The organism is Streptomyces nigra (genome assembly GCF_003074055.1).
Classification (GTDB): domain Bacteria; phylum Actinomycetota; class Actinomycetes; order Streptomycetales; family Streptomycetaceae; genus Streptomyces; species Streptomyces nigra.
The window spans coordinates 4005921-4028404 of the sequence record NZ_CP029043.1 but is presented as its reverse complement, the minus strand read 5'-3'; the positions used below and the strand labels follow the sequence as shown (position 1 = coordinate 4028404).

Annotated in this window: 19 protein-coding genes and 1 pseudogene; 5 read left to right on the top strand and 15 right to left on the bottom strand. The window is 73.0% G+C overall.

Features of this window, described 5'->3' with window-relative positions; translation table 11 throughout:
- Window positions 1-167: 167 nt before the first annotated feature.
- Both DC008_RS18665 and DC008_RS18660 read right to left on the bottom strand, forming a co-directional pair.
- Complete coding sequence (locus tag DC008_RS18665) at window positions 168-875, bottom strand: response regulator (protein WP_108707954.1); 708 nt, start codon at window positions 873-875, stop codon at window positions 168-170.
- Complete coding sequence (locus tag DC008_RS18660) at window positions 872-2191, bottom strand: sensor histidine kinase (protein WP_244221374.1); 1320 nt, start codon at window positions 2189-2191, stop codon at window positions 872-874. The genes DC008_RS18665 and DC008_RS18660 overlap by 4 nt, the downstream gene beginning before the upstream one ends.
- Before the next feature lie 212 nt (window positions 2192-2403).
- Between DC008_RS18660 and DC008_RS18655 the strand changes: the two are divergent.
- A pseudogene (locus DC008_RS18655) lies at window positions 2404-3004 on the top strand (ABC transporter ATP-binding protein).
- A complete protein-coding gene (locus DC008_RS18650) occupies window positions 3001-5385 on the top strand; it encodes an ABC transporter permease (protein WP_108707953.1) in 2385 nt (794 codons plus the stop codon). The pseudogene DC008_RS18655 and the gene DC008_RS18650 overlap by 4 nt, the downstream one beginning before the upstream one ends.
- A gap of 58 nt (window positions 5386-5443) precedes the next feature.
- On the opposite strand, the gene DC008_RS18645 is transcribed toward DC008_RS18650, so the two are convergent.
- On the bottom strand, window positions 5444-6727 hold the full coding sequence (locus tag DC008_RS18645; RefSeq protein ID WP_108707952.1) for an adenylosuccinate synthase: 1284 nt from the start codon (window positions 6725-6727) through the stop codon (window positions 5444-5446).
- Between the two features lie 186 nt (window positions 6728-6913).
- Between DC008_RS18645 and DC008_RS18640 the strand changes: the two genes are divergently transcribed.
- On the top strand, window positions 6914-7774 hold the full coding sequence (locus DC008_RS18640; protein WP_055621247.1) for a diacylglycerol kinase family protein: 861 nt from the start codon (window positions 6914-6916) through the stop codon (window positions 7772-7774).
- Window positions 7775-7971: 197 nt separating this feature from the next.
- Here the strand turns inward: DC008_RS18640 and DC008_RS18635 are convergent, their stop codons facing one another.
- Complete coding sequence (locus tag DC008_RS18635) at window positions 7972-8475, bottom strand: GbsR/MarR family transcriptional regulator (protein WP_055621246.1); 504 nt, start codon at window positions 8473-8475, stop codon at window positions 7972-7974.
- Between the two features lie 114 nt (window positions 8476-8589).
- On the opposite strand from DC008_RS18635, the gene DC008_RS18630 reads away from it, so the two are divergent.
- Window positions 8590-9504 (top strand): ABC transporter ATP-binding protein, encoded by a 915-nt coding sequence (locus DC008_RS18630; RefSeq protein ID WP_108707951.1) that lies wholly within the window; start codon window positions 8590-8592, stop codon window positions 9502-9504.
- Window positions 9501-11105, top strand: a complete 1605-nt coding sequence (locus tag DC008_RS18625) for an ABC transporter permease (protein WP_108707950.1) — start codon at window positions 9501-9503, stop codon at window positions 11103-11105. The genes DC008_RS18630 and DC008_RS18625 overlap by 4 nt, the downstream gene beginning before the upstream one ends.
- 6 nt (window positions 11106-11111) lie before the next feature.
- Here DC008_RS18625 and DC008_RS18620 read toward each other — a convergent pair whose 3' ends face one another.
- From DC008_RS18620 to fbaA, 11 genes are all read right to left on the bottom strand, one after another.
- Window positions 11112-11708, bottom strand: coding sequence for a Uma2 family endonuclease (locus DC008_RS18620; RefSeq protein ID WP_108707949.1), 597 nt, complete (start codon window positions 11706-11708; stop codon window positions 11112-11114).
- Window positions 11709-11796: 88 nt separating this feature from the next.
- Window positions 11797-13017 (bottom strand): cytochrome P450, encoded by a 1221-nt coding sequence (locus tag DC008_RS18615; protein WP_108707948.1) that lies wholly within the window; start codon window positions 13015-13017, stop codon window positions 11797-11799.
- Between the two features lie 46 nt (window positions 13018-13063).
- Window positions 13064-13498 (bottom strand): VOC family protein, encoded by a 435-nt coding sequence (locus DC008_RS18610; RefSeq protein ID WP_108707947.1) that lies wholly within the window; start codon window positions 13496-13498, stop codon window positions 13064-13066.
- Window positions 13499-13529: 31 nt separating this feature from the next.
- Window positions 13530-14195, bottom strand: a complete 666-nt coding sequence (locus DC008_RS18605; protein ID WP_108707946.1) for a response regulator — start codon at window positions 14193-14195, stop codon at window positions 13530-13532.
- Window positions 14192-15544, bottom strand: coding sequence for a sensor histidine kinase (locus DC008_RS18600; RefSeq protein WP_374207411.1), 1353 nt, complete (start codon window positions 15542-15544; stop codon window positions 14192-14194). Before DC008_RS18600 ends, DC008_RS18605 begins: the two co-directional genes overlap by 4 nt.
- A 127-nt stretch (window positions 15545-15671) precedes the next feature.
- Window positions 15672-16541, bottom strand: coding sequence for an alpha/beta hydrolase (locus tag DC008_RS18595; protein ID WP_108707945.1), 870 nt, complete (start codon window positions 16539-16541; stop codon window positions 15672-15674).
- A 229-nt stretch (window positions 16542-16770) separates the two neighbouring features.
- Entirely contained in the window at window positions 16771-17967 is a 1197-nt protein-coding gene (gene kynU / locus DC008_RS18590) for a kynureninase (RefSeq protein WP_108707944.1), read from the bottom strand.
- The gene (locus DC008_RS18585; protein ID WP_108707943.1) at window positions 17960-18820 is read right to left on the bottom strand and encodes a tryptophan 2,3-dioxygenase family protein; all 861 of its coding nucleotides are present in this window, start codon (window positions 18818-18820) and stop codon (window positions 17960-17962) included. Before DC008_RS18585 ends, kynU begins: the two co-directional genes overlap by 8 nt.
- A gap of 299 nt (window positions 18821-19119) precedes the next feature.
- Window positions 19120-19533, bottom strand: coding sequence for a DUF3151 domain-containing protein (locus DC008_RS18580; RefSeq protein WP_108707942.1), 414 nt, complete (start codon window positions 19531-19533; stop codon window positions 19120-19122).
- Between the two features lie 257 nt (window positions 19534-19790).
- Window positions 19791-21260 (bottom strand): MFS transporter, encoded by a 1470-nt coding sequence (locus DC008_RS18575; protein ID WP_108707941.1) that lies wholly within the window; start codon window positions 21258-21260, stop codon window positions 19791-19793.
- A gap of 70 nt (window positions 21261-21330) precedes the next feature.
- Window positions 21331-22362 carry a class II fructose-bisphosphate aldolase gene (gene fbaA / locus DC008_RS18570; protein WP_108707940.1) on the bottom strand — a complete coding sequence of 344 codons (1032 nt, stop codon included), beginning with the start codon at window positions 22360-22362 and terminating at the stop codon, window positions 21331-21333.
- Window positions 22363-22484 lie beyond the last annotated feature (122 nt).

Genomic DNA, 22484 nt, shown 5'->3' with positions numbered 1-22484 from the left:
CGCGCAGGCGTCGTACGATGACCACGCATTGGGAGGGCTAGCTCCTGGTGTCGAGCCCCCGGGTGTTGGCGCACCGCGGGGGCGTTCCTGTTGGCGTGACTCTAAGGCCACGCAGAGCGACGCGCGCAAGCCGAAACCGCCTTTTTCCAGGCGGAAGTTGATGTTCTTCACTCCTGCGAGTGAAGGCCGCCGGCCGTTCCTGTCGTGTCCCCGCCCGGCGTGACCAGCCCCGTCTCGTACGCCACCACCACCGCCTGCGCGCGGTCCCGCAGCCGGAGCTTGGACAGGATGCGGGCGACGTGGGTCTTCACCGTGGCCTCGCTCAGGGCGAACCGGGCGGCGAGTTCGGCGTTGCTGAGACCCGTGCCCAGGCACTGGAGGACCTGACGTTCGCGCGGCGTGAGGACCGCCAGGTCGCGATGGAGCGCGGCGGTCGCCGTGTCCTGTGTGACGAAACGTTCGACCAGGCGGCGGGTGACGGCCGGGGCGAGCAGCCCGTCGCCGGTGCTCGCCAGCCGGACGGCGGCCACGAGGTGTTCGGGGGTGACGTCCTTGAGGAGGAAGCCGGTGGCGCCCGCGATGAGGGCGGCGTAGACGTAGCGGTCGAGGTCGTAGGTGGTGAGGATCAGGACGCGGGGCGGGTCGGTGATCGCGCCGGAGAGGATGCGGCGGGTGGCCTCCAGGCCGTCGAGGCCCGGCATCCGGATGTCCATGAGGACGAGATCCGGGCGGGTGCGCTCGACCGCCGCGACCGCCTCCTCGCCGTCCGCCGCCTCGGCCACCACGTCGATGCCGTCGGCGGTGAGGATCATCCCGAATCCGGTGCGGACCAGGGCCTGGTCGTCGGCGATCACCACACGCGGGGCGCCGGTCACGACACCCCCTCGGCCGGCCGGTCCTCCCGCACGGGCAGGACCGCGCGCACCCGGAAGCCTCCCGTCGGGCCTGGGCCCGCCTCCAGCGTGCCGCCGTAGACGGCGAGCCGCTCCCGCAGGCCGAGCAGGCCCCGGCCGCCCCCGGGGCCGGCCGGGGTCGCGGCCGTGCCCCCGGTGTTGGACACTTCCACGTGCACGGCCTGGGGTGTGTGGCCGACGAACACATTCACCCGCGCCCCGGCGGCGTGCTTGACGACGTTCGTCAGCGCCTCCTGCACGACCCGGTACACGGCCAGACCGGGGCCGGCGGCCAACGGCGCCGGGGTACCGGTGACGGTCAGCTCGACGGGGACGCCGGTCGCGCGGACGCGGTCCACGAGCACGTCGAGCTGGTCGAGACCCGGCTGCGGGGCGAGGCCCGTGTCGGCGGCCGGGTCCGGGCCCGCGTCGCCGTCCATCGTCAGCAGGCCCATCACGTGGCGCAGTTCGGCCATCGCCGTGCGCCCGCCCGCCTCGACGGCCAGCAGCGCCTCGCGGGCGCGGTGCGGCGCGGCGTCCATCACCTTCCGGGCTGCTCCCGCCTGGATCACCATCACGCTCACATTGTGGGTGACGACGTCGTGCAACTCCCGTGCGATCCGCGCGCGTTCGCGTTCGACCGCGAGTCGGGTGGCCGTCTCCTGCTGTTCCTGGAGGTCCCTCACGCGCTGCTGCCAGGTGTGGATCGCGTTCGCGCCGAGTCCCACCCCGAGCAGCACCAGGAACGGCACGAAGCTCTGGGTGAAGTACGGGAAGTACTCCTCGTGGAACACCGCCATGAGCACCGCGCCGAGCACGACGCCGGCCAGTGCCGGGACACGGCGCGGACTGTGCACGGCGGCGCTGTACGCGGCGGCCACGCACGACAGGAAGGTGTACACGGTCGCGTCCGTCGCGCCGGTGCGCTGGCCGAACACCAGGGTCGCCCCGAGCACCGCCCAGAACGCCGCCAGCGGACAACGGCGTCGGGCGACCAGGGGCAGTGCGGTCAGCGCGGCGAGGAACAGCTCCCCGGGGTCGGGCGAGGGGACCGGGAGGACGTCCGGCGGCCCGAAGGGCGGCGGGACGGCCGGCGCCCCCATGCCGACCCGCGGCACCTGCACGGCGGCGTCCTGATCGAGCGCGGCGCTGACCGTGCACACGGCCAGGACGAGCGCGAGGACCGCGTCGGCCGTCCACATCCACCGCGACGGCCGTGGCAGGGCCGTGTCGGCGGCCCTCCAGCGCCCCGCACCCGCCCGTCCGAACATCCCGGCTGCCCCGGCCACCCCGCTCATGGCGCCAGTCTCGCAAGGGCACGGCACGCGCACATCCCTCCCGCCGGGGACCGCCGCGCGGGACCGTACATCCTCCTCGTACATCCCGGGGATGACGTCCCCGCCGTGTCCCCCCGGTACGGCAGCCGCTCTCGCCGTCGAGGGCGACGCGCCCGGCACGCCCCCGCGCCTAGCGTCACGCCGGACCGATCGCACCCAGCCCGGGAGAGCCCATGACCACGACCGCGCCGCCTCTGATCGACATCCGCGACGTGAGCAGGACGTACGGGGAGGGGCCGCCGGCGCTGGCCGGGGTGAGCCTGAGCGTGCGGGCCGGGGAGGCGCTGGCCGTCCTCGGGCCGTCGGGCAGCGGCAAGTCGACGCTGCGTCGGCATGGTCTTCCAGTTCTTCAACCTGCTGGACGACCTCACGGTCACCGACAACGTCCTGCTGCCCGCCCAGCTCGCCGGCGTGCCCCGCGCCGAGGCCCGGCGGCGCGCCGCGGAGCTGCTGGCCCACCTCGGTGTCGAGCGGCACGCGGACGCCCACCCCGGCCGGCTGTCCGGCGGGGAGCGGCAGCGTGTCGCGGTGGCCCGCGCCCTGATGAACCGTCCGCCGCTGCTGCTGGCCGACGAGCCGACCGGCGCGCTGGACACCGCGTCCGGCGACGACGTACGGGAGCTGCTGGCCGCGCTCAACGCGGACGGGCAGACGATCGTACTGGTCACCCACGATCTGGGGCTCGCGGCGTCCTGCGCGACCCGGACGATCGAGCTGGTCGACGGCCGGATCGTCCGGGACTCCCAGGACGTCCGTCCGGCGGTGGCCCGGTGAGCGCCCTGGGCAAGGTGGTGCGGGCGGGCGTCGGGCGGCGGTGGACGCAGACCGTGGTGCTGGTGCTGACGACGCTCGTCGCGGTCGCCGCCTCGGTCGTGGCCGCCGGGGTGCTCACCGCGTCCCGCGCTCCCTTCGAGCAGGCGATGGCCGAGTGGCGCGGGGCCCATCTGGCCGCGCAGTTCGACGGCGGTGAGGTCACCGAGCGGGAACTCGCGGGCACGGCACGGGCGTCGGGGGTGACGGCCGCGGCCGGACCGTTCCGCACCCTGCGACTGCGTCCGCGCACGGTCTCGGCGTCCGACGCGCTGCCGGCCGGGGCGACCCTGCCCGCGCTGAGCGTGACCGGACGCGCGGACCCCGGGGGGCCGGTCGACCGGCTGCGGCTGACCGCGGGCCGCTGGGTCACCGGGCCCGGCGAGATCGTGCTGGCCGGGGACGAGTGGCCGTTGCGGCCGGGGGCCCGGCTGGCCCTCCCCGACGCGGCGGGCGGCCCGACGCTGACCGTGGTCGGCCTCGCCCGGTCGGTCACCGGCACCGCGGACGCCTGGGTGACCCCCGCTCAGGCCGCGGCTCTCTCCCCCGGGTCCGGCGCCGTCACGTACGAGATGCTGTACCGCTTCCGGCACGCCGGCACGGACGCGCGGATGTCCGCGGCGCGCGACGCGATCGCCGGCGCCGTGCCGCCGGACGCCCTGACCGGGACGCGGTCCCACCTCGTCGTCCGGCAGGAACAGCTCGCCAACGCGCTGGCGTTCGTGCCCTTCGTGGCCGCTTTCGGGGTGCTCGGTCTGATCCTGTCGGTGCTGATCGTCGGGATCGTCGTCAGCGGCGCGGTGGGTGCCGCCACCCGGCGCATCGGCGTCCTCAAGTCCCTCGGCTTCACCCCGGCCCAGGTGGTCCGGGCGTACGTCGCCCAGGCACTGGTCCCGGCCGCGCTGGGCTGCGCGCTGGGGGTGGCGCTCGGCAATGTGCTGGCGTGGCCGGTGCTCGGCGACCTCGACGACGTGTACGCCGGCGCGTCCGTGTCGGTGCCCTGGTGGGTCGACGTGGCGGCGCCCGCCGCCGCGCTCGCGCTGGTGGCGGTCTCCGCCCTCCTGCCCGCACTGCGCGCCGGCCGGCTGCGCACGGTGGAGGCGATCTCCGTGGGGCGGGCGGCGGCCGGCGTACGAGGGCGGACGGCCCGGCGGCTCACCGGGCGGCTGCCGTTGCCGCGTCCGGTCGGGCTCGGTCTGGCGCACCCGTTCGCCCGCCCGGCCCGCTCGCTGACGACGGCCGCCGCGGTGGCCGTCGCGGCGGTCACGGTCACCTTCGCGGCCGGGTTGGCGCTGAGCCTCGGTGCCGTGCAGTCGCACCGGCTGCTCGACTCCACCGCCCCGGTCGTCGTCACCGCCGGAGGCGGGCAGGGGCCGCCCGGCGCGCAGGTCGTCCGGGGTCCCGGCCGGCCGGAGAAGCCGGCCGCCGACCCGGCCGAGGTCGCCGCCGTCCTGCGTGCCCAGGAGGGGACCCGCCGCTTCTACGGCACCGCGCGGGCGGAGGTGGGCGCGGCCGGTGTCGCCGGCCGGACCGTCGTGACCGGGTACGAGGGCGACGCTTCCTGGGCCGCTCCCGACCTGGTCGCGGGTACCTGGCTGACCGGGCCCGGCCAGGCGGTGGTCACACGGCGCTTCCTCGACGCCGCCGGGATCGGGCTCGGCGACCGCCTGACCCTGACGGAGGCCGGGCGCCGCACCACCGTCCGGGTCGTCGGGGAGGCGTTCTTCACCGAGAACGACGGCATGACCGTGCTGACCCCGGCCGGCACCCTGACGGCCCTGGGCCTGGACGCCGGGCCGACCGGCTTCTACGTCCAGCCGGACCCGGGAGTCTCCGAGGACGCCTACCTGGCCTCCCTGAACAAGGCCCTGGACGCCCTCGGGGCGTACGCCCACCCGGGCGGCGACGGCTCCTCCGACGTGATCGCGGCCATGGACGCGCTGATCGGCACGCTCACCCTGCTGCTGGTGACGGTCGCGGGCCTGGGGGTGTTCAGCACGGTCGTCCTCGACACCCGCGACCGCGTCCACGAACTCGGCGTCCACAAGTCGCTGGGCATGACGCCCCGTCAAGTCGTCGGCATGGTCCTCACGTCGGTCGCCGGTATCGGCGTGGTCGCCTCGGCCGCGGGAATCCCGCTCGGTGTCGCCATGCACCGGCGGGTGACGCCGCTGATGGGCGACGCGGTGGGGATGGACCTGCCCGGCGCGTATCTCGACGTCCACACCTCACCGGTCCTGGCCGTGCTCCTGCTGGGCGGTGTGGCGGTCGCGGTGGCGGGCGCCCTGGTCCCGGCGGGCCGGGCCGCCCGGACGGACGCGGCCGTGGCACTGCGTACCGAGTGAGCGCCTGAACGCGCGAGCGCCCGGCCGGAGTTCCGGCCGGGCGCTCGCGCAGGTGGACCTACAGGAACGAGTTGATCTCGATGGTCTCGTCCCGGCCCGGGCCCACGCCGATCGCGGAGATCGGGGCGCCGGACATCTCCTCCAGCGCCTTGACGTACGCCTGGGCGTTCTTCGGCAGATCGGAGAACGACTTGGCCTTCGAGATGTCCTCGGACCAGCCGGGCAGCATCTCGTAGACCGGCTTGGCGTGGTGGAAGTCGGACTGCGAGTACGGCAGTTCCTCGACCCGCCTGCCGTCGATCTCGTAGGCCACGCAGACCGGGATCTGCTCCCAGCCGGTGAGGACGTCGAGCTTGGTGAGGAAGAAGTCCGTCAGGCCGTTGACCCGGGTCGCGTAGCGGGCGATCACCGCGTCGAACCAGCCGCAGCGCCGGTCACGGCCGGTGGTGACACCCCGCTCGCCGCCGATCCGGCGCAGCGCCTCGCCGTCCTCGTCGAACAACTCGGTCGGGAACGGACCGGCGCCGACACGGGTCGTGTACGCCTTGAGGATGCCGATGACCCGGCTGATCTTCGTCGGGCCCACGCCGGCGCCGGTGCAGGCGCCGCCCGCGGTCGGGTTGCTGGAGGTCACGAAGGGGTACGTGCCGTGGTCGATGTCCAGCAGGGTGCCCTGCCCGCCCTCGAACAGGACGACCTTGTCGTTCTCCAGCGCCTCGTTGATGACGAGGACGGTGTCGGCGACGTACGGGCGCAGCTTCTCCGCGTAGTCCAGCAGCTCCTCGACGACCTGGTCGACGGCGATCGCGCGCCGGTTGTAGAGCTTGGTGAGGATCTGGTTCTTGACGTCGAGCGCCGCCTCGACCTTCTGGGTGAGGATCGACTCGTCGTACAGGTCCTGCACGCGGATGCCGACACGGTTGATCTTGTCGGCGTAGGTCGGGCCGATGCCCCGGCCCGTGGTGCCGATCTTCCGCTTGCCGAGGAAGCGCTCGGTCACCTTGTCCACCGTCACGTTGTACGGCGTGATGATGTGCGCGTTTCCGCTGAGGAGGAGCTTGGACGTGTCGACGCCACGCTCGTTCAGACCGCTCAGCTCGGAGAGCAGGACCGACGGGTCGACGACGACGCCGTTGCCGATGACCGGCGTGCAGCCGGGAGACAGGATTCCGGAAGGGAGCAGGTGGAGGGCGTACTTCTGATCACCCACGACTACCGTGTGGCCGGCGTTGTTGCCGCCCTGGTAGCGCACCACATAGTCGACGGAGCCGCCTAGCAGGTCCGTCGCCTTTCCCTTGCCTTCGTCACCCCACTGAGCACCGAGCAGCACAAGTGCGGGCACGCGCGTACACCCCTTCCGGGCGGGGCATGTCCAAGGTCAGGGGTGTACGCCGCACGTGTGCGGGTGATACACCGGCGACCTTCGTTGGCCGCAAACCGTCGGACCGGATGCCCCGGAATAGACGAAGCCCCTGGCGCAATAGCGCAAGGGGCTCTTGCACAAAGATGCTACCCGAGGAAGCGAGGCATGGCCGAGGTGGCGACTTTCGCGAGGTCCGATCAGCTGCTGGTGGTGATCGATCCGGCAGCCCGCACGACGGACGGAGAGTCCGTACGCATCGCGAAAGACGTGCTCAGCGCGGGTGCGACCACCAAGGTGTGCCTGCCGGAGGACTCGGACGAGTTCGCCCGCGCCCTGGCCCGGCGCGGCGCGCGCCGGCCGGTCGTGATCGGCGACGACGGCGCTCTGCTGCGCGCGGTGTCGCTGCTGCACCGGCAGCGACAGCTGGCCGAATGCGTGCTGTCGGTGGTGCCCGTCGGGGGCGCGCTGACGCTGGCCGCGTCCCTCGGGGTGCCGCTGGGGGCGGTGGCGGCGGCCCGGGCGGCCCTGGACGGCGTGGAGCGCCGCCTGGACCTGCTCGTCGACGACAGCGACGGTGTGGTGCTGGGCGGGCTGCGGATACCTCCGATACGGGACCCGGCCGCACCGGACGGGGCCACCGCGGTGGGCCCGGGTGCCGGACGGCCGTGGCTGCGGACGTGCCAGTCGCTGGTACGGACGCTGGTGCCGCCGAAGGGCTCGTCCCCGGCCGCCGCCCAGGGGCCGTCGCGGCTGCGCGTCGAGGTCGACGGGACGACGCTGGTGGATCTCGACCAGCCGGTGGAGGCGGTGTCGGTGACGCCGGGGCTCGCGGGCCTGGCGGAGGTGGAGGTACGGCCGTCCTCGGTGGGCGCGGAGGCGTCCCCGCTGCGCGCCGAGGGCCGCACCGTGACCGTGTCGGGGGCGCACTTCCGCTACCGCGCCGACACGGCGGTCTCCGGGCCGGTGCGCAGACGCACGTGGACGGTGGGGGAAGGCGCGCTACGGCTGGTGCTGCCGGGCCGGTGAGGCCCTACGGGGTGCTCTGGCCGGTGCAGCCGGCCGGTGAGGTCCTACAGGGTGCTCGGGCCGATGCCGCCGGGCCACTGAAGTACGGGGCGCTCCGGCCGATGCCGCCGGGCAGCTGAAGGCTCTACCGGGTGCTCCGGCCGGTGCCACAAGGGCCGCTGAAGGCCTACCCGATGCCGCCGGGCCCCGACGAGGTCCTACGGGGCGCTCGGGCCGAAGGTCTTGTCGCGGTGTTCGCGCCAGCGTTCCATCAGGTGGGCGAGCTCGCCCTCCAGGTACTCGAAGAAGGCCAGTGTCTCGGCGATGCGCTGCCCGCCCGGGGTCGCCGGGCCGAGGCTGTCGACGCCCTCGCGCAGGGTCTGGCCCCAGCGCCTGAGGACGGCGTCGCGGTTGGTCAGCGCCTCGTACCACTGGTCGCTGTGCACCCGGTAGCGCTCGCGCCGTGAGCCCGGTTCGCGCTCGCGGGAGACCATGTGGACCTGGGCGAGGTAGCGCACGGCGCCGGAGATCGCGGCGGGGCTGACCTGGAGCTGTTCGCCGAGCTCGGCGGAGCTCATGGTGCCGGAGTCGGACGCGAGGAGCGCGGCGAACACCCGCGCCGCCATGCGCTGCATCCCGGCCTCGACGAGCTGCGCGGCGAAGGCCTCCACGAATTTCGACACCGCCTCGGGGTCCCGCCCCGCCTCGCTCGGTTCCATCATTCGTAGATCATCTCCCCTGCGTCCGCCCAGCTCGCGCGCCGTCCCCGAGTCTATCCGCGATTTATACGCTTCCTTAACTTCACAAATTTCTGAACGAAGCGTACGTTCTGAACCATGACGAAGGCAAACCCCGCCATTGAGGTATCCGGACTGCACAAGTCGTTCGGCAAGACGCACGCCCTGGACGGCCTCGACCTGGACGTCGAGACGGGCGAGGTCCACGGCTTCCTCGGCCCGAACGGCGCCGGAAAGTCCACCACCATCCGCGTCCTGCTCGGCCTGCTGCGGGCCGACTCCGGCGGCGCCCGGGTGCTCGGCCGCGACCCCTGGACGGACGCGGTGGAGGTGCACCGCCGGATCGCCTACGTGCCGGGGGACGTGACGCTGTGGCGGAACCTGTCGGGCGGTGAGGTCATCGATCTCTACGGCCGGCTGCGCGGCGGGCTGGACTCCCGGCGCCGCGCCGACCTGATCGAACGGTTCGAGCTGGACCCGACGAAGAAGGGCCGCACCTACTCCAAGGGCAACCGGCAGAAGGTCGCCCTCGTCGCCGCGTTCGCCTCGGACGTGGACCTGCTGATCCTCGACGAGCCGACCTCGGGCCTGGACCCGCTGATGGAGGAGGTCTTCCAGCACTGCGTGGAGGAGGAGCGCGACCGCGGCCGGACGATCCTGCTGTCCTCGCACATCCTCAGCGAGGTCGAGGAGCTCTGCGACCGGGTCAGCATCATCCGCAAGGGCCGCACCGTCGAGAGCGGTTCCCTCGCCGACCTGCGCCATCTGACACGCACGAGCGTCACCGCCGACCTGGCCGGTCCGCCCAACGGGCTGTCGCATCTGCCCGGCGTCCACGACCTCGACGTCCGGGGTCACCGCGTCCGGCTCCAGGTCGACACCGACAAGCTCGACGCCGTCCTGCGCTCGCTCAGCGAGTCCGGCGTACGGTCGCTGACCTCGACGCCGCCGACCCTGGAGGAGCTGTTCCTGCGGCACTACCAGGCCGACACGGACGAGGTGGCCGCCCGATGACCGCCACCGCCTTCGGGGCACGGCACGGCGGCTCGCGCCAGCTCGCCGGCACCGGGACCCTGCTGCGCTTCGCCCTGCGCCGCGACCGGGTGATGATCCCGGTCTGGGTGGCGGTGAACGCGCTGATGATCCTCTCCATGCCGAACACGCTGGAGAACCTGTACGCCACCCCGGCCGACCGCGCCAACCTGGTGCAGGACACCGCGACCAACGCCTCCTTCCGCGCGCTGATCGGCCCCGTCTTCGGCGACTCGATCGGCGCCCTGACGGCCTGGCGGGTCGGCGTCTACGCCGGTGCGCTCGCGGCCGTGGTCAGCATGCTCCTCGTCGTACGGCACACCCGGGACGAGGAGGAGAGCGGCCGTCAGGAGCTGGTCGCGTCCGGGATGGTGGGGCGCAGGGCCTCCCTGACGGCCGCTCTGCTGACGGCCGTGGTCGCGAACGCCGTACTGGCCCTGCTGGTCACGGCCGGACTCGCGGGCCAGGGCGCCACGGGAGCCCTGGCGCTCGGGCTCGGGCTCGCCGGGGTCGGCATGGTCTTCGCCACGCTGGCGGCGATCGTCGCCCAGTTCACCGAGAGCGCCCGGCTGGCGCGGGGCCTGACGGCCGGGCTGCTGGGCGCCGCGTTCGTGCTGCGCGCGGCGGGCGACTCGGCGTCGGACGACGGCTCGTCCGCGCTGACGTGGGCGTCGCCACTGGGCTGGCTGGAGAACCTGCGGCCGTTCGCGAGCGAACGCTGGTGGGTGCTGCTGCTGTTCGCGGGGGCGGCCCTCGTGCAGGGCGTGGTGGCGTACGAACTCGCCGGGCGCCGGGACGTGGGGATGAGCTTCCTGCCCACCCGTCCGGGCCCCGCGCTCGGGCGCCTCGGCACGGCGGGCGCGCTGGCCTGGCGCCTCCAGCGCGGCAGCGTGCTCGGCTGGAGCATCGGCTTCTTCCTCGCCGGGGTCGTCTACGGCGGGCTGACCGACGGGGTGGCCGACCTGGTCGGCGACAACGACAACGCGCGCGAGATCTTCGAGCGCATGGGAGGCCAGGCCGGGCTGACGGACGCCTTCCTGGCGTCGATGGTCGGCATGCTGGGCCTGATCGCGGCCCTGTACGTCGTGGCGTCGGTCCTGCGGCTGCACGGCGAGGAGACCTCGATGCGGGCGGAGCCGATCCTCGCGAACGCCGTGGGCCGGCTGCGCTGGGCGGCCGGTCACCTGGTGATCGCCTTCGCCGGCTCGGCCCTGATCATGCTCCTCGCCGGCCTGGGCTTCGCCGTCGGCTACGGCAAGGAGATCGGCCCGATCCTGGGCGCCTGCCTGGTCCAGCTCCCCGCGGTCTGGGTCGTCGGCGGTCTGGCGGTCCTGCTGTACGGCCTGCTCCCGCGGGCGGCGACGGCGGCCTGGGCGGTGGCCGGCGCGGTTCTGCTGATCGGCTGGGTGGGCCCCGCGCTGGACGTGCCGCAGGCCGTGCTGGACCTGTCCCCCTTCGGGCACCTGCCGAAGCTGCCGGGCGGCGGGATGGAGTGGGGGCCGGTGCTGATCCTGCTGGCGCTGGCGGCGGCACTGGTCACTGCGGGGTTGGCAGGCCTACGGCACCGGGACATGACCACGTGAGGGCGATCAGTCGACGTACTGCTTGAGTTCATCGGTGTCGAGTTCGATGCCTACGGGGGCGGGGAGAGTGACCTTGCCCCCGAGCCGCACGGTGTGGATCTCACGGTAGCCGTCCTCCAGATCGGGGGCGGTGTGCACGAGGACCGAGAGATTGTCCCGGTCGATCAGCAAGTAGACGGGGATGCCGGCCTCGGCGTAGGCCCGGGGCTTCTCCACACGGTCGCGGTTGTGTGTGTCCGAGTCGTACGACGTGATCTCGACGGCCATCAACACGCCATCGGGTTCGGCCCAGTCGCCCTGACCATTGAAGTAACCCACCGGCGCGAGCAGGGCATCCGGCCGGGCCCGGCCCCTGCGGTACGCCTCGACCTTCAGCCCCTGGTTCGTCGTATAGAGGGTGAGGTCAGGTCGTGCCTGCTTGCACTTGAAGACCAACCACATCGCGATCTCGCCGTGGCTGCCGTTCGTCACTTTCCTGACCCCGATCCGTCCGTCGATGAACTCGAAGCTGACGGTCTCGTCCTCACGAGCGGCGAATTCCGCGATCCGCTCGAACATGTCCACCGACAACTGAGACGACGCACGCTCTGCCATAACCGTCATGGTGCCTCCCTTCGCAGGCATGCACCAGGATGACGAGCCGCCGACAGCCCTCGATCAGGATTCGCTCAGCGATCAGCCGAACGAGTGATCACCTCACCTCGACGCTCAGCCCTTCCAGGCCCCGGATCACGAAGTTCGGCTTGCGCTCGGGCTCCTCCGCCGCCCTCAGGGTCGGCGCCTGCTCCAGGAGCGCCGACATGGACGCCGCCAGCTCGATACGGGCCAGCGGGGCGCCGATGCAGTAGTGGATGCCCGCGCTGAAGGAGATGTGGGGGTTGTCCTTGCGGGTGAGGTCCAGGGCGGCCGGGGCCTCGAAGACCTCGGGGTCGTGGTTGGCGGAGCCGAAGAGCATGGCGATCTCCGCGCCGCGCGGGATCGTGGTGCCGTCGATCTCGATGTCGTCCAGGACCCAGCGCTCGAAGAGCTGGAGCGGGGTGTCGTAGCGCATCAGCTCCTCGATCGCGGAGGGGATCAGGGAGTGGTCGGCGCGCAGGGCCGCGAGCTGGGCCGGGTTGCGGAACAGCGCCCACCAGCCGTTGACCGTGGCGTTCACCGTGGCCTCGTGCCCGGCGTTGAGCAGCAGGACCGCCGTCGAGATCATCTCCTGCTCGGTGAGCCGGTCGTCCTCGTCGTGCGCCGCGATCAGCCCGGAGATCAGGTCGTCGCCCGGCTCCTTGCGGCGGGCCGCGATCAGCTCGCGCAGGTAGTCGGAGAACTCGATCGAGGCGCGGACCGCCTTCGCGGCCGTCTCCGGCGGCGGGTTCAGCTCGTACATCCCGCAGATGTCCGCCGACCAGGGCCGCAGCGGTCCGCGGTCGGACTCCGGGATGCCGAGCATCTCCGCGATCACGGCGACCGGCAGCGGCTCGGCGACCTCCGTCAGCAGGTCGCCGCCGCCCCGCTCGACCAGCCCGGCGACCAGCTCGCCCGCGAGGTCGCGGACGTACGGCCGCAGCCGCTCGACCGTGCGCGGGGTGAACGCCTTGGACACCAGGCGCCGGATCCGGGTGTGGTCCGGCGGCTCCAGGTCGAGCATGCCGTGGTCGTTGAGCGTGTGGAACGGCTCGTGCTCCGGCGGCGGCGTGCCGCGCCCGAACTCCTCGTGGGTGAAGCGGTGCAGATACGTCCGCCCCAGCCGGCGGCCGCGCAGCAGCGCCGACACGTCGGCGTGGTGCGGGACCAGCCACTGGTTCGTGGGCTCGAACCAGTGCACCCGTCCCCGGGCCCGCAGTTCGGCGTAGGCGGGGTAGGGGTCGGCGAGGAACGCCGGGTCCCAGGGGTCGAAACCGAGGTCGGAAGGAGCTGCCATGCACGGACGGTAGACCGCCGTCCCCCCTCCTGACCAGGGGGGCACCCTACGCGGCGCCGAAGTCCGGGAGGGTGACCGTGCCGTCGTCGGCCAGCGGGAAGGACGGGTTGTGCGCGACCTCCCACGGGTGCCCGTCGGGATCGGTGAACGCCCCGGAGTAGAAGCCGACGACGTTGACGGCGGCCGGTTCGGTCACCGTGCCGCCCGCGTCCGGCACGGCCGCGAGCAGGGCGTCGACCTCGTCCCGCGAGCGGACGTTGTGGGCGAGGACGACGCCGCCGAACCCGCCGGGCTCCCCCGGCTCCAGCCCGCAGTCGCGCGCCAGTTTCTCCCGGCTCCACAGCACCAGGCCGAGGCCGCCCGCCTGGAAGAAGACGGTCTCCTCGACCTCCTGCCCCCGCCAGCCCAGCGCCGCGTAGAACGCCTTGGCGCGGGCGAGGTCGGAGACTCCCAGCGTGATCAGGGTGATGCGCTGTTCCATGGAGTCACCGTAGCCCCGCGGGACGCCGGCCTCAGCCCGGTGTGACCAGCCGGGCCTCGTACGCGAAGACCGCCGCCTGCGTACGGTCGCGCAGCCCGAGCTTGACCAGGATGCGGCTGACATGGGTCTTGATCGTGGACTCGGCGACCACGAGCCGCTCGGCGATCTCCGAGTTCGACAGGCCCTGCGCGATCAGCACCAGCACCTCCGTCTCCCGCTCGGTCAGCTCCCCGTACGCCGCGTGCGCGGACGACATCGCGCGCGGGGCGTCCGACAGCTTGGAGAACTCGGTGATCAGCCGCCGGGTGACCGACGGGGCGAGCAGCGCCTCCCCGGCGGCCACCACGCGCACCCCGTCGGCGAGCTGACGTGCGGAGGCGTCCTTCAGCAGAAAGCCCGACGCCCCGGCCCGCAGCGCCTGGTACACGTACTCGTCGAGGTCGAACGTGGTCAGCACCAGCACCTTCGCCGTGCCGTCGGCGGCGACGATCTCGCGGGTCGCCTCGATGCCGTTCAGCTCGGGCATGCGGATGTCCATCAGGACGACGTCCGGGCCGAGCTCCCGGACCCGTTCCACCGCCTCGCGGCCGTTGACGGCCTCCCCGACGACCTCGATGTCCGGCATCGCGTTCAGCAGGACCGAGAAGCCCTCGCGGACCATCATCTGGTCGTCGGCGATCAGCACCCGGATGGTCATGCGCTGTCCTCCGCGGCCGCCTCGACGGGCAGGAACACCGCCACCTCGTAGCCGCCGTCGTCCGTCGCGGCGGCCGTCATCCGCCCGTTGAGCATGGAGACCCGCTCCCGCATACCGGTGATGCCGTGCCCGGCGCCCGGCGACGGTTTCACCAGGGCCGGCGCGGGCGGCGGGCCGTTGACTATCCGCAGCCCGAGCCCGCCGAGGACATAGCCGACCTCGACCTGGGCGCTCGCGCCGGGCGCGTGCCGCAGGCTGTTGCTCAGCGCCTCCTGCACGATCCGGTACGCGGACAGCTCCACGCCGGGCGGCAGTTCGCGGACCGCGCCGGTCACCGTCTTGCGCACGTCGAGCCCGGCCTCCCGCACATTGGCGAGCAGGGCGTCCAGGTCGGCGAGGGTGGGCTGCGGGGCGTCGGGCGCCTCGTAGTCCTCGGCCCGTACGACACCGAGGACGCGCCGCAGCTCGGTCAGGGCCGCCACCGCGTTCTCCCGGATGGTGGCGAACGCGCGCTCCAGCTCGGGCGGCGGGTTCTCCACCCGGTAGGGCGCGGCCTCCGCCTGGATGGCGACGACGGACATGTGGTGGGCGACCACGTCGTGCAGCTCCCGGGCGATGGTGGTGCGCTCCTCCAGCAGGGTCCGCCGGGACCGCTCCTGCGCGGTGACCGTCTGCTGGGCGCTCACCTCCTGCTGCGCGGCCTGGCGGACGTGCCGCAGGGAGACCACGAGCAGGGCGAACGCGGACGTCACCAGCATCGGGGCGCCGTTGGAGTAGTAGTACGACCCGCCGATGACACCGTCCGAGAGGACGACGTACACGGCCGTGACGACCCACATCCAGACGGCGGTTCGGGGCCGGGTGCGCAACGCCACCACGACCAGCACCGTGAGGTGGCAGAGGAACGCGCCGGGCATCCACGGCCAGTCCGACCCGCCGCCGTTGAGGGCCGCGGTCACCGGCGTGATCGCCAGCGACAGCCAGAACGCGCCGACGGGCCGGGTCAGCGTGGTGACGACGGGCAGCGCGCACAGCAGACCGGTCAGCAGGGCCCTGGCGTCCCCGCCGGGCTCGGCGCCGGACAGGGCGCCGATCAGCAGGGTGAACAGCGCGATCCCCGCGATCACCGCGTGCGGGAGGCGTTCGGCGGCGGTGCGCATCCGGCCGGGCAGCCGGCGCACGAACGGGCCGTCGGTGCGGCGGTGCGGCAGCGGGCGGTAGGCGAAGGGGTCGCGGAACAGGTCCTCGCGCAGTCCCTGGAGGGAGTTGCGGGCCAGCCGGTACTCGGGGCTGCGCTGTCTGCCCGCGTCCCCCGGCGGCGGGGGCGGCATCTGGGTCGTCTCGGTCACGTACAGCACCGTAGGGGCAGGGCGGGCACCCGGTCGTCCCCATGGAGGCGGGTTCTTCCGCGTACATCTCAGGTACTACGGGGAGCGTCGCAGGTCGCGAGGGGTACGGCCGGGGCGGCGGGCCCGCTCACCAAGCCAGCTGGGCGATCTCCTCCACCACGACCGCGCAGGCGTCCGCCGCCGGGTCGATCAGCGGGAAGTGACCGACGTCCTCGAGGAGCGTCAGCCCGGCCACCTCGCCCGCCTTCGCCGCCGCGTCCGCGTACGCCTCGGCGACGGCCTGCGGGACCACGATGTCGGTACGGCCCTGGACCAGCGTCGTCGCGATCCCGGTGGGCAGCAGCAGCGCGGGATCCGCGTAGGGCTGCCGCTCGGCGAACTCCGGCCCGGACCCGAGCAGCTGGCGTACGGCGCCGCCGCAGACGTCCAGCTTGTCGGCGACCGCGAGGTCGGCGATCGGGGCGAGCGCCACGACCCCGCGCAGCGGCGGGGGCCCGTCGGTGCGCCAGGGGGAGCCGGCGGGCAGGACGTGCCGGGCGGCCGCCCACAGGGCCAGATGCCCGCCCGCGGAGTGCCCGGCGAGCACGATCCGGCGCGGGTCGGCCTGCGGCAGCGCCTCCCGGGCCAGCGCGGGCAGCGCGTCCAGCGCGGCGGCGACGTCGTCGAAGGTGTCGGGCCAGCGCCCGGCCTCCGTCCCGGCCCCTTCGGCGCCGCGCCGGTACTCCACGTTGGCCACGGCGAAGCCGCGCCGCGCCATGAAGGCCGCGAACGGGGTGAGGTGCCGCCGGTCGTACGGGGCCCGCCAGGCACCGCCGTGCAGCAGGACGACCAGCGGGGCCGGACCGGCGGGCGCGGCGGTTCCGCGGGGCGCGTAGAAGTCGACGACCTGGTCGGGATGGGCGCCGTAGGAAGCCGTGGCGTCGGGGTCGACGGGCGGGTGCGAGAAGGCCGACTCCTCCTCGGCGGCGTCCCGGGCAGCGGCGACGTCGTCCGGCATGCTCCAACCTCTCAGCGACGAAACGGAATTGGACGGAAGCGGGGGTGGCGGTCCAGGGGACACCTCGGCCGTTGGCGGGGACGGTATCAGGCGGATGACGTGCGCGAACACGCGCATGTCACACACCGTGAGGGTCACACGGCCGCCCGGTGCGCCGAGGAGACCCATATGTCCGCCGAACCCGGAACGCCCCCGCCGCCGCGGACGGGGGCGTCGGCCGCCCAGCCGTCTAGCCGTCCAGCACGTCCGCGAGGACGCGGGCCGCCCGCTCGGTGTCCGCGAAGGACACGTACAGCGGGGTGAAGCCGAAGCGCAGCACGTCCGGGTGACGGAAGTCCCCGACCACACCGCGCGCGATCAGCTCCTTCATCACGTCCCCGGCATCGGCGCACCGCAGCGCCACCTGACTCCCCCGCTCCGCGTGCGCGCCCGGCGTGACGGACTCCACCCGTCCCGCGGGCACATACGCCTCGACGCACTCCAGGAAGAAGTCCGTCAGCGCCAGCGACTTGGCCCGCACCGCCTCCACCGGCACCCCGTCCCACACGTCCAGCGCCGCCTCCAGGGCGAGCATGGACAGGATGTCGGGCGTGCCGACCCGGCCGCGCATGGCGCCGGACGCCGGGGCGAACTCCCGGCGCATCCCGAAGGGTTCGGCGTGCGAGTTCCACCCCGGCAGCGGCGAGTCGAACCGGTCCTGCAGACCGTGGCGCACATACAGGTACGCCGGTGAACCCGGGCCGCCGTTCAGGTACTTGTAGGTGCAGCCGACCGCCAGGTCCACGCCGTGCTCGTCGAGACCGACCGGCAGCGCGCCGGCGCTGTGGCACAGGTCCCACACGGACACCGCGCCCGCCGCGCGCACGGCGGCCGTCAGCGACGGCAGGTCGTGCAGCCGCCCGGTGCGGTAGTCGACGTGGTTGAGCAGCACGGCGGCCGTACGGTCGCCCAGCGCGTCCGGCACCTCGGCGGGCGTCACCGGCCGCAGCGTACGGCCGGTCATCCGGGCCGCCGACTCGGCGATGTACCCGTCGGTGGGGAAGGTGGTGGCGTCGACGAGGATCTCGTCGCGGCCGTCCCCGGCGATACGCACGGCGGCGACCAGCGCCTTGAAGACGTTGACGCTGGTGGAGTCGCCGACGACGATCTGCCCGGGTGCCGCGCCGACCAGCGGGGCGATCCGGTCGCCGATCCGCTCCGGCGCGGTCCACCAGCCGCTCTCCTCCCAGGAGCGGATGCGCAGCTCGCCCCACTGCCGGCGTACGACGTCCTCGATCCGGCCGGGGACGTGCGCGGGCAGCGCGCCCAGCGAGTTCCCGTCGAGGTAGACGACATCGTCGAGGACGAACCGCGCGCGGACGCCCGCGAGTTCGTCATCGGCGTCCAGCTTCTCGGCCCGCGCGGCGAGCTCGCTCGGCTCAGACATGGGACCTCGCCGTCCACAGCTCCGGGAAGACGTTCTTCTGGGCGCGCTTCTCCAGCCAGGCCACGCCGGCCGAGCCGCCGGTGCCGGTCTTGGCGCCCATCGCGCGGCGGGTGGCGACCAGGTGGTCGTTGCGCCAGCGCCACACCAGCTCGGCGACGTCCGTGAGGGCCTCGCCCAGACGGGTGAGCTCGGCGCTCTGGTCGCCCGTGTAGATCTCCGTCCAGACCGCCTCGACGGCCTCCGACGGCTCGTAACGGCGGGTGACGTCACGCGTCAGCACCTGCTCGGGGATCGCGTGACCGCGCCGGGCGAGGAAGCGGAGCACCTCGTCGTACAGGCTGGGCTCGTGCAGGGCCTTCTCCAGCTCCGCGTGGACGCGCGGGGCGCCGCGGTGCGGGACGAGCATCGACGCCGACTTCTCGCCGAGCAGGAACTCCAGCCGGCGGTACATCGCGGACTGGAAGCCGGACCCCTCGCCGAGCGCGCTGCGGTACGAGTTGAACTGGGCCGGCGTGAGCTGCCCGAGCGGCGTCCAGGAGGCGTTCAGCGCCTCCAGCTCCCGCACGGACCGCTTCAGGGCGTCGATCGCCACACCGGGGCGGTCCTCGCGCAGCGCGCGGGCCGCGGTCTCCCACTCGTGGACGATGACGGTGAACCACAGCTCCATGACCTGGGTCGTGACCAGGAAGACCATCTCTCCGGGATCGTCGGAGAGGGTGTGCTGCAGGTGGGTGAGGACGTCCGCCCTGACGTAGTCCTCGTACGGTGTCGTACCCGCGAAGTCGAGGTTCGGGGTCTCGGGCTCCTGAGTCCCCGCGGTGGTGTCCGCGGGCCGATGAGCCTGCTGGGACATCGCTGTCTCCTGTGTAACTCCGGGTAGCGGTCCGCCCTGCCGTTATCGGCAAAGGGGCCCCGGTCCCCACCCGCATCCTCAGCCATGCCCCCGGAACCCCGCAAGGCCCGCCCGGTCACACCGGGCGGGCCTCGCGGAACGCCTGGGACCGCTAGGCCGTGTCCGCAAAGTCCCGCCTGCCGTTCGACGCCCGGCACGCCCTACGGGCGGACGACGCGACTTGACGGACACGACCTAGGGGTGTCTGACAATTCCCACCTGCCTCTCCGGGGCGGACGGCGGGAATTGCCGGACACCCCCTAGCCCAGAGTCTGGGCGGCGGTCGGCGAGGAGTCCTTCAGGAACTGCGAGCAGCGCTCGTACTCCTCCTGCTCACCGATGGACCCGGCGGCCCGGGCGAGGGCGTGCAGGGCCCGCAGGAAGCCCCGGTTCGGCTCGTGCTCCCACGGGACGGGCCCGTGGCCCTTCCAGCCGCTGCGACGCAGCGCGTCCAGACCGCGGTGGTAGCCGGTGCGCGCATAGGCGTACGACTCCACGACGCTGCCCCGCTCGAACGCCTCGTCGGCGAGCTGGGCCCAGGCCAGGGAGGAGGTCGGGTACCGGGCGGCGACTTCGGAGGGCGCGGTACCGCCCGCGAGCAGCTCACGGGTCTCCGGGTCGTCGGGCAGATGGGTCGGGGGCGGCCCCCCGAGCAGATTTTCATGAATGGCCATGGCCCCAGTGTCGTCCATCCCACCCACGAGAACCGCACCACCTGTCGTGGTCCCACTCAGCCCGCCCACACCGAGGCTCGTCCGGCCCTCGAGGACACACCCCAGCCGCCCACCACCCGGCCCGCCCCCACCCACCCGGCCCGTCCGGCGTTCGACGACGAGGCCCGTCCAGGGCCGAAGCGGGGGCCCGGGGGCGGCAGCCCCGAGGGACGGGACGGGAAGGGGCGGCGGGGGCGGGAAAACCAAAAGGCCCACCCCTACTCCCCCAGCCTCCCCCGGCTCCCCTGCCCCTCCAACGGAGGCGACACAACAGACCCGTGCCGCAGACACTCCGGCTTACGGCACCCCGCCGGCAACGCCCGCACCGTCACGAACGCCACCACCGCCCCCACCACCAACACCCCCGCGCAAATAGGCATCGCCCGCCGAAACGCCGCATCAAAGGCGGACGCCGACCGATACGCCTCCTCCCCCATCCCCGCGAGCAGCGGCAACGCCGCCACCGCCACCAGCCCCGCCGCCCGAGCCGCCGCGTTGTTGATCCCGCTGGCCAGCCCCGCCCGAGCGGTATCGACGGACCCGAGAACGGTCGCCGTCAGCGGCGCCACCAGCGTGACCATGCCGAGCCCCAGCACCAGCAGCGCGGGCAGCACGTCCGACACGTACACCGCCCCCGGCCCCACCCGCAGCATCAACAGCATCCCGCCCGCACACACCAGCGGCCCCACGGTCAACGGCACTCGCGGCCCGATCCGATCCGCGAGAGCCCCCGACCGCGCCGAGAACAACAGCATCAGCGCGGTAGTCGGCAGCAGCGCCGCCCCCGCCCCGAGCGCCGAATACCCGGCGACCACCTGCAACTGCAGCGCGGCCAGGAAGAAGAACCCGCCGAAGGCCGCGTACACGCACAGCGTGACCAGATTGACGGCCGTGAACTGCCGCGAGCGGAAGATGTCGGGCGGCATCATCGGATCGCTCCGATGCCGCTCCACCCACACGAACGCGACCCCGGCACCGACCCCCGCCACCGCGGCGACCACCACCGTCGCCGACCCCTTCGGCGCCTCGATCAGCGCGTACGTCACGAGGGCCAGGGCCAGCGCCCCGAGGGCCGCCCCGAGCACGTCGAAGCGGCCGTGCCGGGTCCCGTCACCCGACTCGGGGACGTGCCGCACGGCGATCGGCGCGCACACCAGCGCGACGGGCACGTTCAGCAGGAACACCCACCGCCAGCCCGGCCCGTCGACGAGCCAGCCGCCCACGAAGGGCCCGACGGCCGCCCCGACCCCGCCGAACCCGGACCACAGGCCGACCGCGCGCGCCCGGTCGTCGGGGTGGAAGGACGCCTGGATCAGCGCCAGCGACCCCGGCGTCAGCAGCGCCCCGCCGATCCCCTGCAGGGCGCGGGCGGCGACCAGCACCTCGACGCCGGGCGCGAGCCCGCACAGCAGCGAGGCCGCCGCGAACCACACCACGCCCACCACGAAGATCCGGCGCCGCCCGTACCGGTCGCCGAGCGAGCCGCCGAGCAGGATCAGCCCGGCCAGCGTCAGCATGTACGCGTTGACGGTCCACTGGAGCGCGGCGAGGTCGGCGTCGAGGTCCCGGCCGATACGCGGCAGGGCGACGTTGACGACGGTGGAGTCCAGCATCGCCATGCTGGAGCCGAGGACGGTGGTGAGCAGGACCCACCGGCCCTGCGATGAGGCCAGCCGGACGTCGGGCATGTCCCCAGGTATACAGCGAGCCCGGCGCCATGGCAGGCGCCGGGCTCGCGGGGTCCCCGAGGGGACGGAACTACTTGATCTTCGTACCGGCGGAACGCAGGTGCGTGCAGGCCTCGGTCACCCGCGCGGCCATGGACGCCTCGGCGAGCTTGCCCCAGGTGCGCGGGTCGTAGGTCTTCTTGTTGCCGACCTCGCCGTCGACCTTCAGGACGCCGTCGTAGTTGCGGAACATGTGGTCCGCGACCGGACGCGTGAACGCGTACTGGGTGTCGGTGTCGATGTTCATCTTGACGACGCCGTTCTCCAGCGCGGTGCGGATCTCCTCCTCGGTGGAGCCCGAGCCGCCGTGGAAGACGAAGTCGAACGGCTGCGAGCCGGCCGGCTTGCCGTACTTGGCGGCGACGCCCTCGTTGAGCTCCTTCAGCAGCTCGGGACGGAGCACGACGTTGCCCGGCTTGTACACGCCGTGGACGTTGCCGAAGGACGCGGCGAGCAGGTAGCGGCCCTTGTCGCCCAGGCCCAGCGCCTCGGCCGTGCGGATCGCGTCCTCGACCGTGGTGTAGAGGGAGTCGTTGATCTCGTGGGAGACGCCGTCCTCCTCGCCACCGGTCGGGGTGATCTCGACCTCGAGGATGATCTTGGCGGCGCGGGCGCGCTCCAGCAGCTCCTGCGCGATGGCGAGGTTGTCGGCGAGGGTCTCCGCCGAGCCGTCCCACATGTGCGACTGGAACAGCGGGTTCTCACCGCGCGCGACGCGCTCCTCGGACACCGCGAGCAGCGGGCGTACGTACCCGTCGAGCTTGTCCTTCGGGCAGTGGTCGGTGTGCAGCGCGACGGTGACGTCGTACTTCTTGGCGACGATGTGCGCGAACTCGGCCAGGGCGACGGCGCCGGTGACCATGTCCTTGTTGTGCTGACCGCCCAGGAACTCGGCACCACCCGTGGAGATCTGGATGATGCCGTCGCTCTCCGCCTCCGCGAAGCCGCGCAGGGCCGCGTGCAGGGTCTGGGAGGAGGTCACGTTGATGGCCGGGTAGGCGAACTTGCCTGCCTTCGCCCGGTCGAGCATCTCGTTGTAGACCTCGGGGGTTGCGATGGGCATCTGTCCGCTCCTTGGAGTGTGCGGGTCGGCGTACTGCGTACGGCGTTCTTCTTGGCCCTGACCTAGACCTTGGGGGGTTGTGACGTCGTCGTCGGCGCCCATCTTTCCAGACGAACCCGGAT

Bases quoted from the DNA above. Each gene is read 5' to 3' on its own strand.
- DC008_RS18605 (WP_108707946.1), bottom strand. From the start codon at position 14,195: ATGACCATCCGGGTGCTGATCGCCGACGACCAGATGATGGTCCGCGAG.
- DC008_RS18640 (WP_055621247.1), top strand. From the start codon at position 6,914: ATGGCCGAGGTGGCGACTTTCGCGAGGTCCGATCAGCTGCTGGTGGTG.
- DC008_RS18575 (WP_108707941.1), bottom strand. From the start codon at position 21,260: ATGCCCGACGTCCGGCTGGCCTCATCGCAGGGCCGGTGGGTCCTGCTC.
- kynU (WP_108707944.1), bottom strand. From the start codon at position 17,967: ATGTCTGAGCCGAGCGAGCTCGCCGCGCGGGCCGAGAAGCTGGACGCC.
- DC008_RS18580 (WP_108707942.1), bottom strand. From the start codon at position 19,533: ATGGCCATTCATGAAAATCTGCTCGGGGGGCCGCCCCCGACCCATCTG.
- DC008_RS18585 (WP_108707943.1), bottom strand. From the start codon at position 18,820: ATGTCCCAGCAGGCTCATCGGCCCGCGGACACCACCGCGGGGACTCAG.
- DC008_RS18615 (WP_108707948.1), bottom strand. From the start codon at position 13,017: ATGGCAGCTCCTTCCGACCTCGGTTTCGACCCCTGGGACCCGGCGTTC.
- DC008_RS18610 (WP_108707947.1), bottom strand. From the start codon at position 13,498: ATGGAACAGCGCATCACCCTGATCACGCTGGGAGTCTCCGACCTCGCC.
- DC008_RS18625 (WP_108707950.1), top strand. From the start codon at position 9,501: ATGACCGCCACCGCCTTCGGGGCACGGCACGGCGGCTCGCGCCAGCTC.
- fbaA (WP_108707940.1), bottom strand. From the start codon at position 22,362: ATGCCCATCGCAACCCCCGAGGTCTACAACGAGATGCTCGACCGGGCG.
- DC008_RS18595 (WP_108707945.1), bottom strand. From the start codon at position 16,541: ATGCCGGACGACGTCGCCGCTGCCCGGGACGCCGCCGAGGAGGAGTCG.
- DC008_RS18635 (WP_055621246.1), bottom strand. From the start codon at position 8,475: ATGATGGAACCGAGCGAGGCGGGGCGGGACCCCGAGGCGGTGTCGAAA.
- DC008_RS18630 (WP_108707951.1), top strand. From the start codon at position 8,590: ATGACGAAGGCAAACCCCGCCATTGAGGTATCCGGACTGCACAAGTCG.
- DC008_RS18660 (WP_244221374.1), bottom strand. From the start codon at position 2,191: ATGAGCGGGGTGGCCGGGGCAGCCGGGATGTTCGGACGGGCGGGTGCG.
- DC008_RS18620 (WP_108707949.1), bottom strand. From the start codon at position 11,708: ATGACGGTTATGGCAGAGCGTGCGTCGTCTCAGTTGTCGGTGGACATG.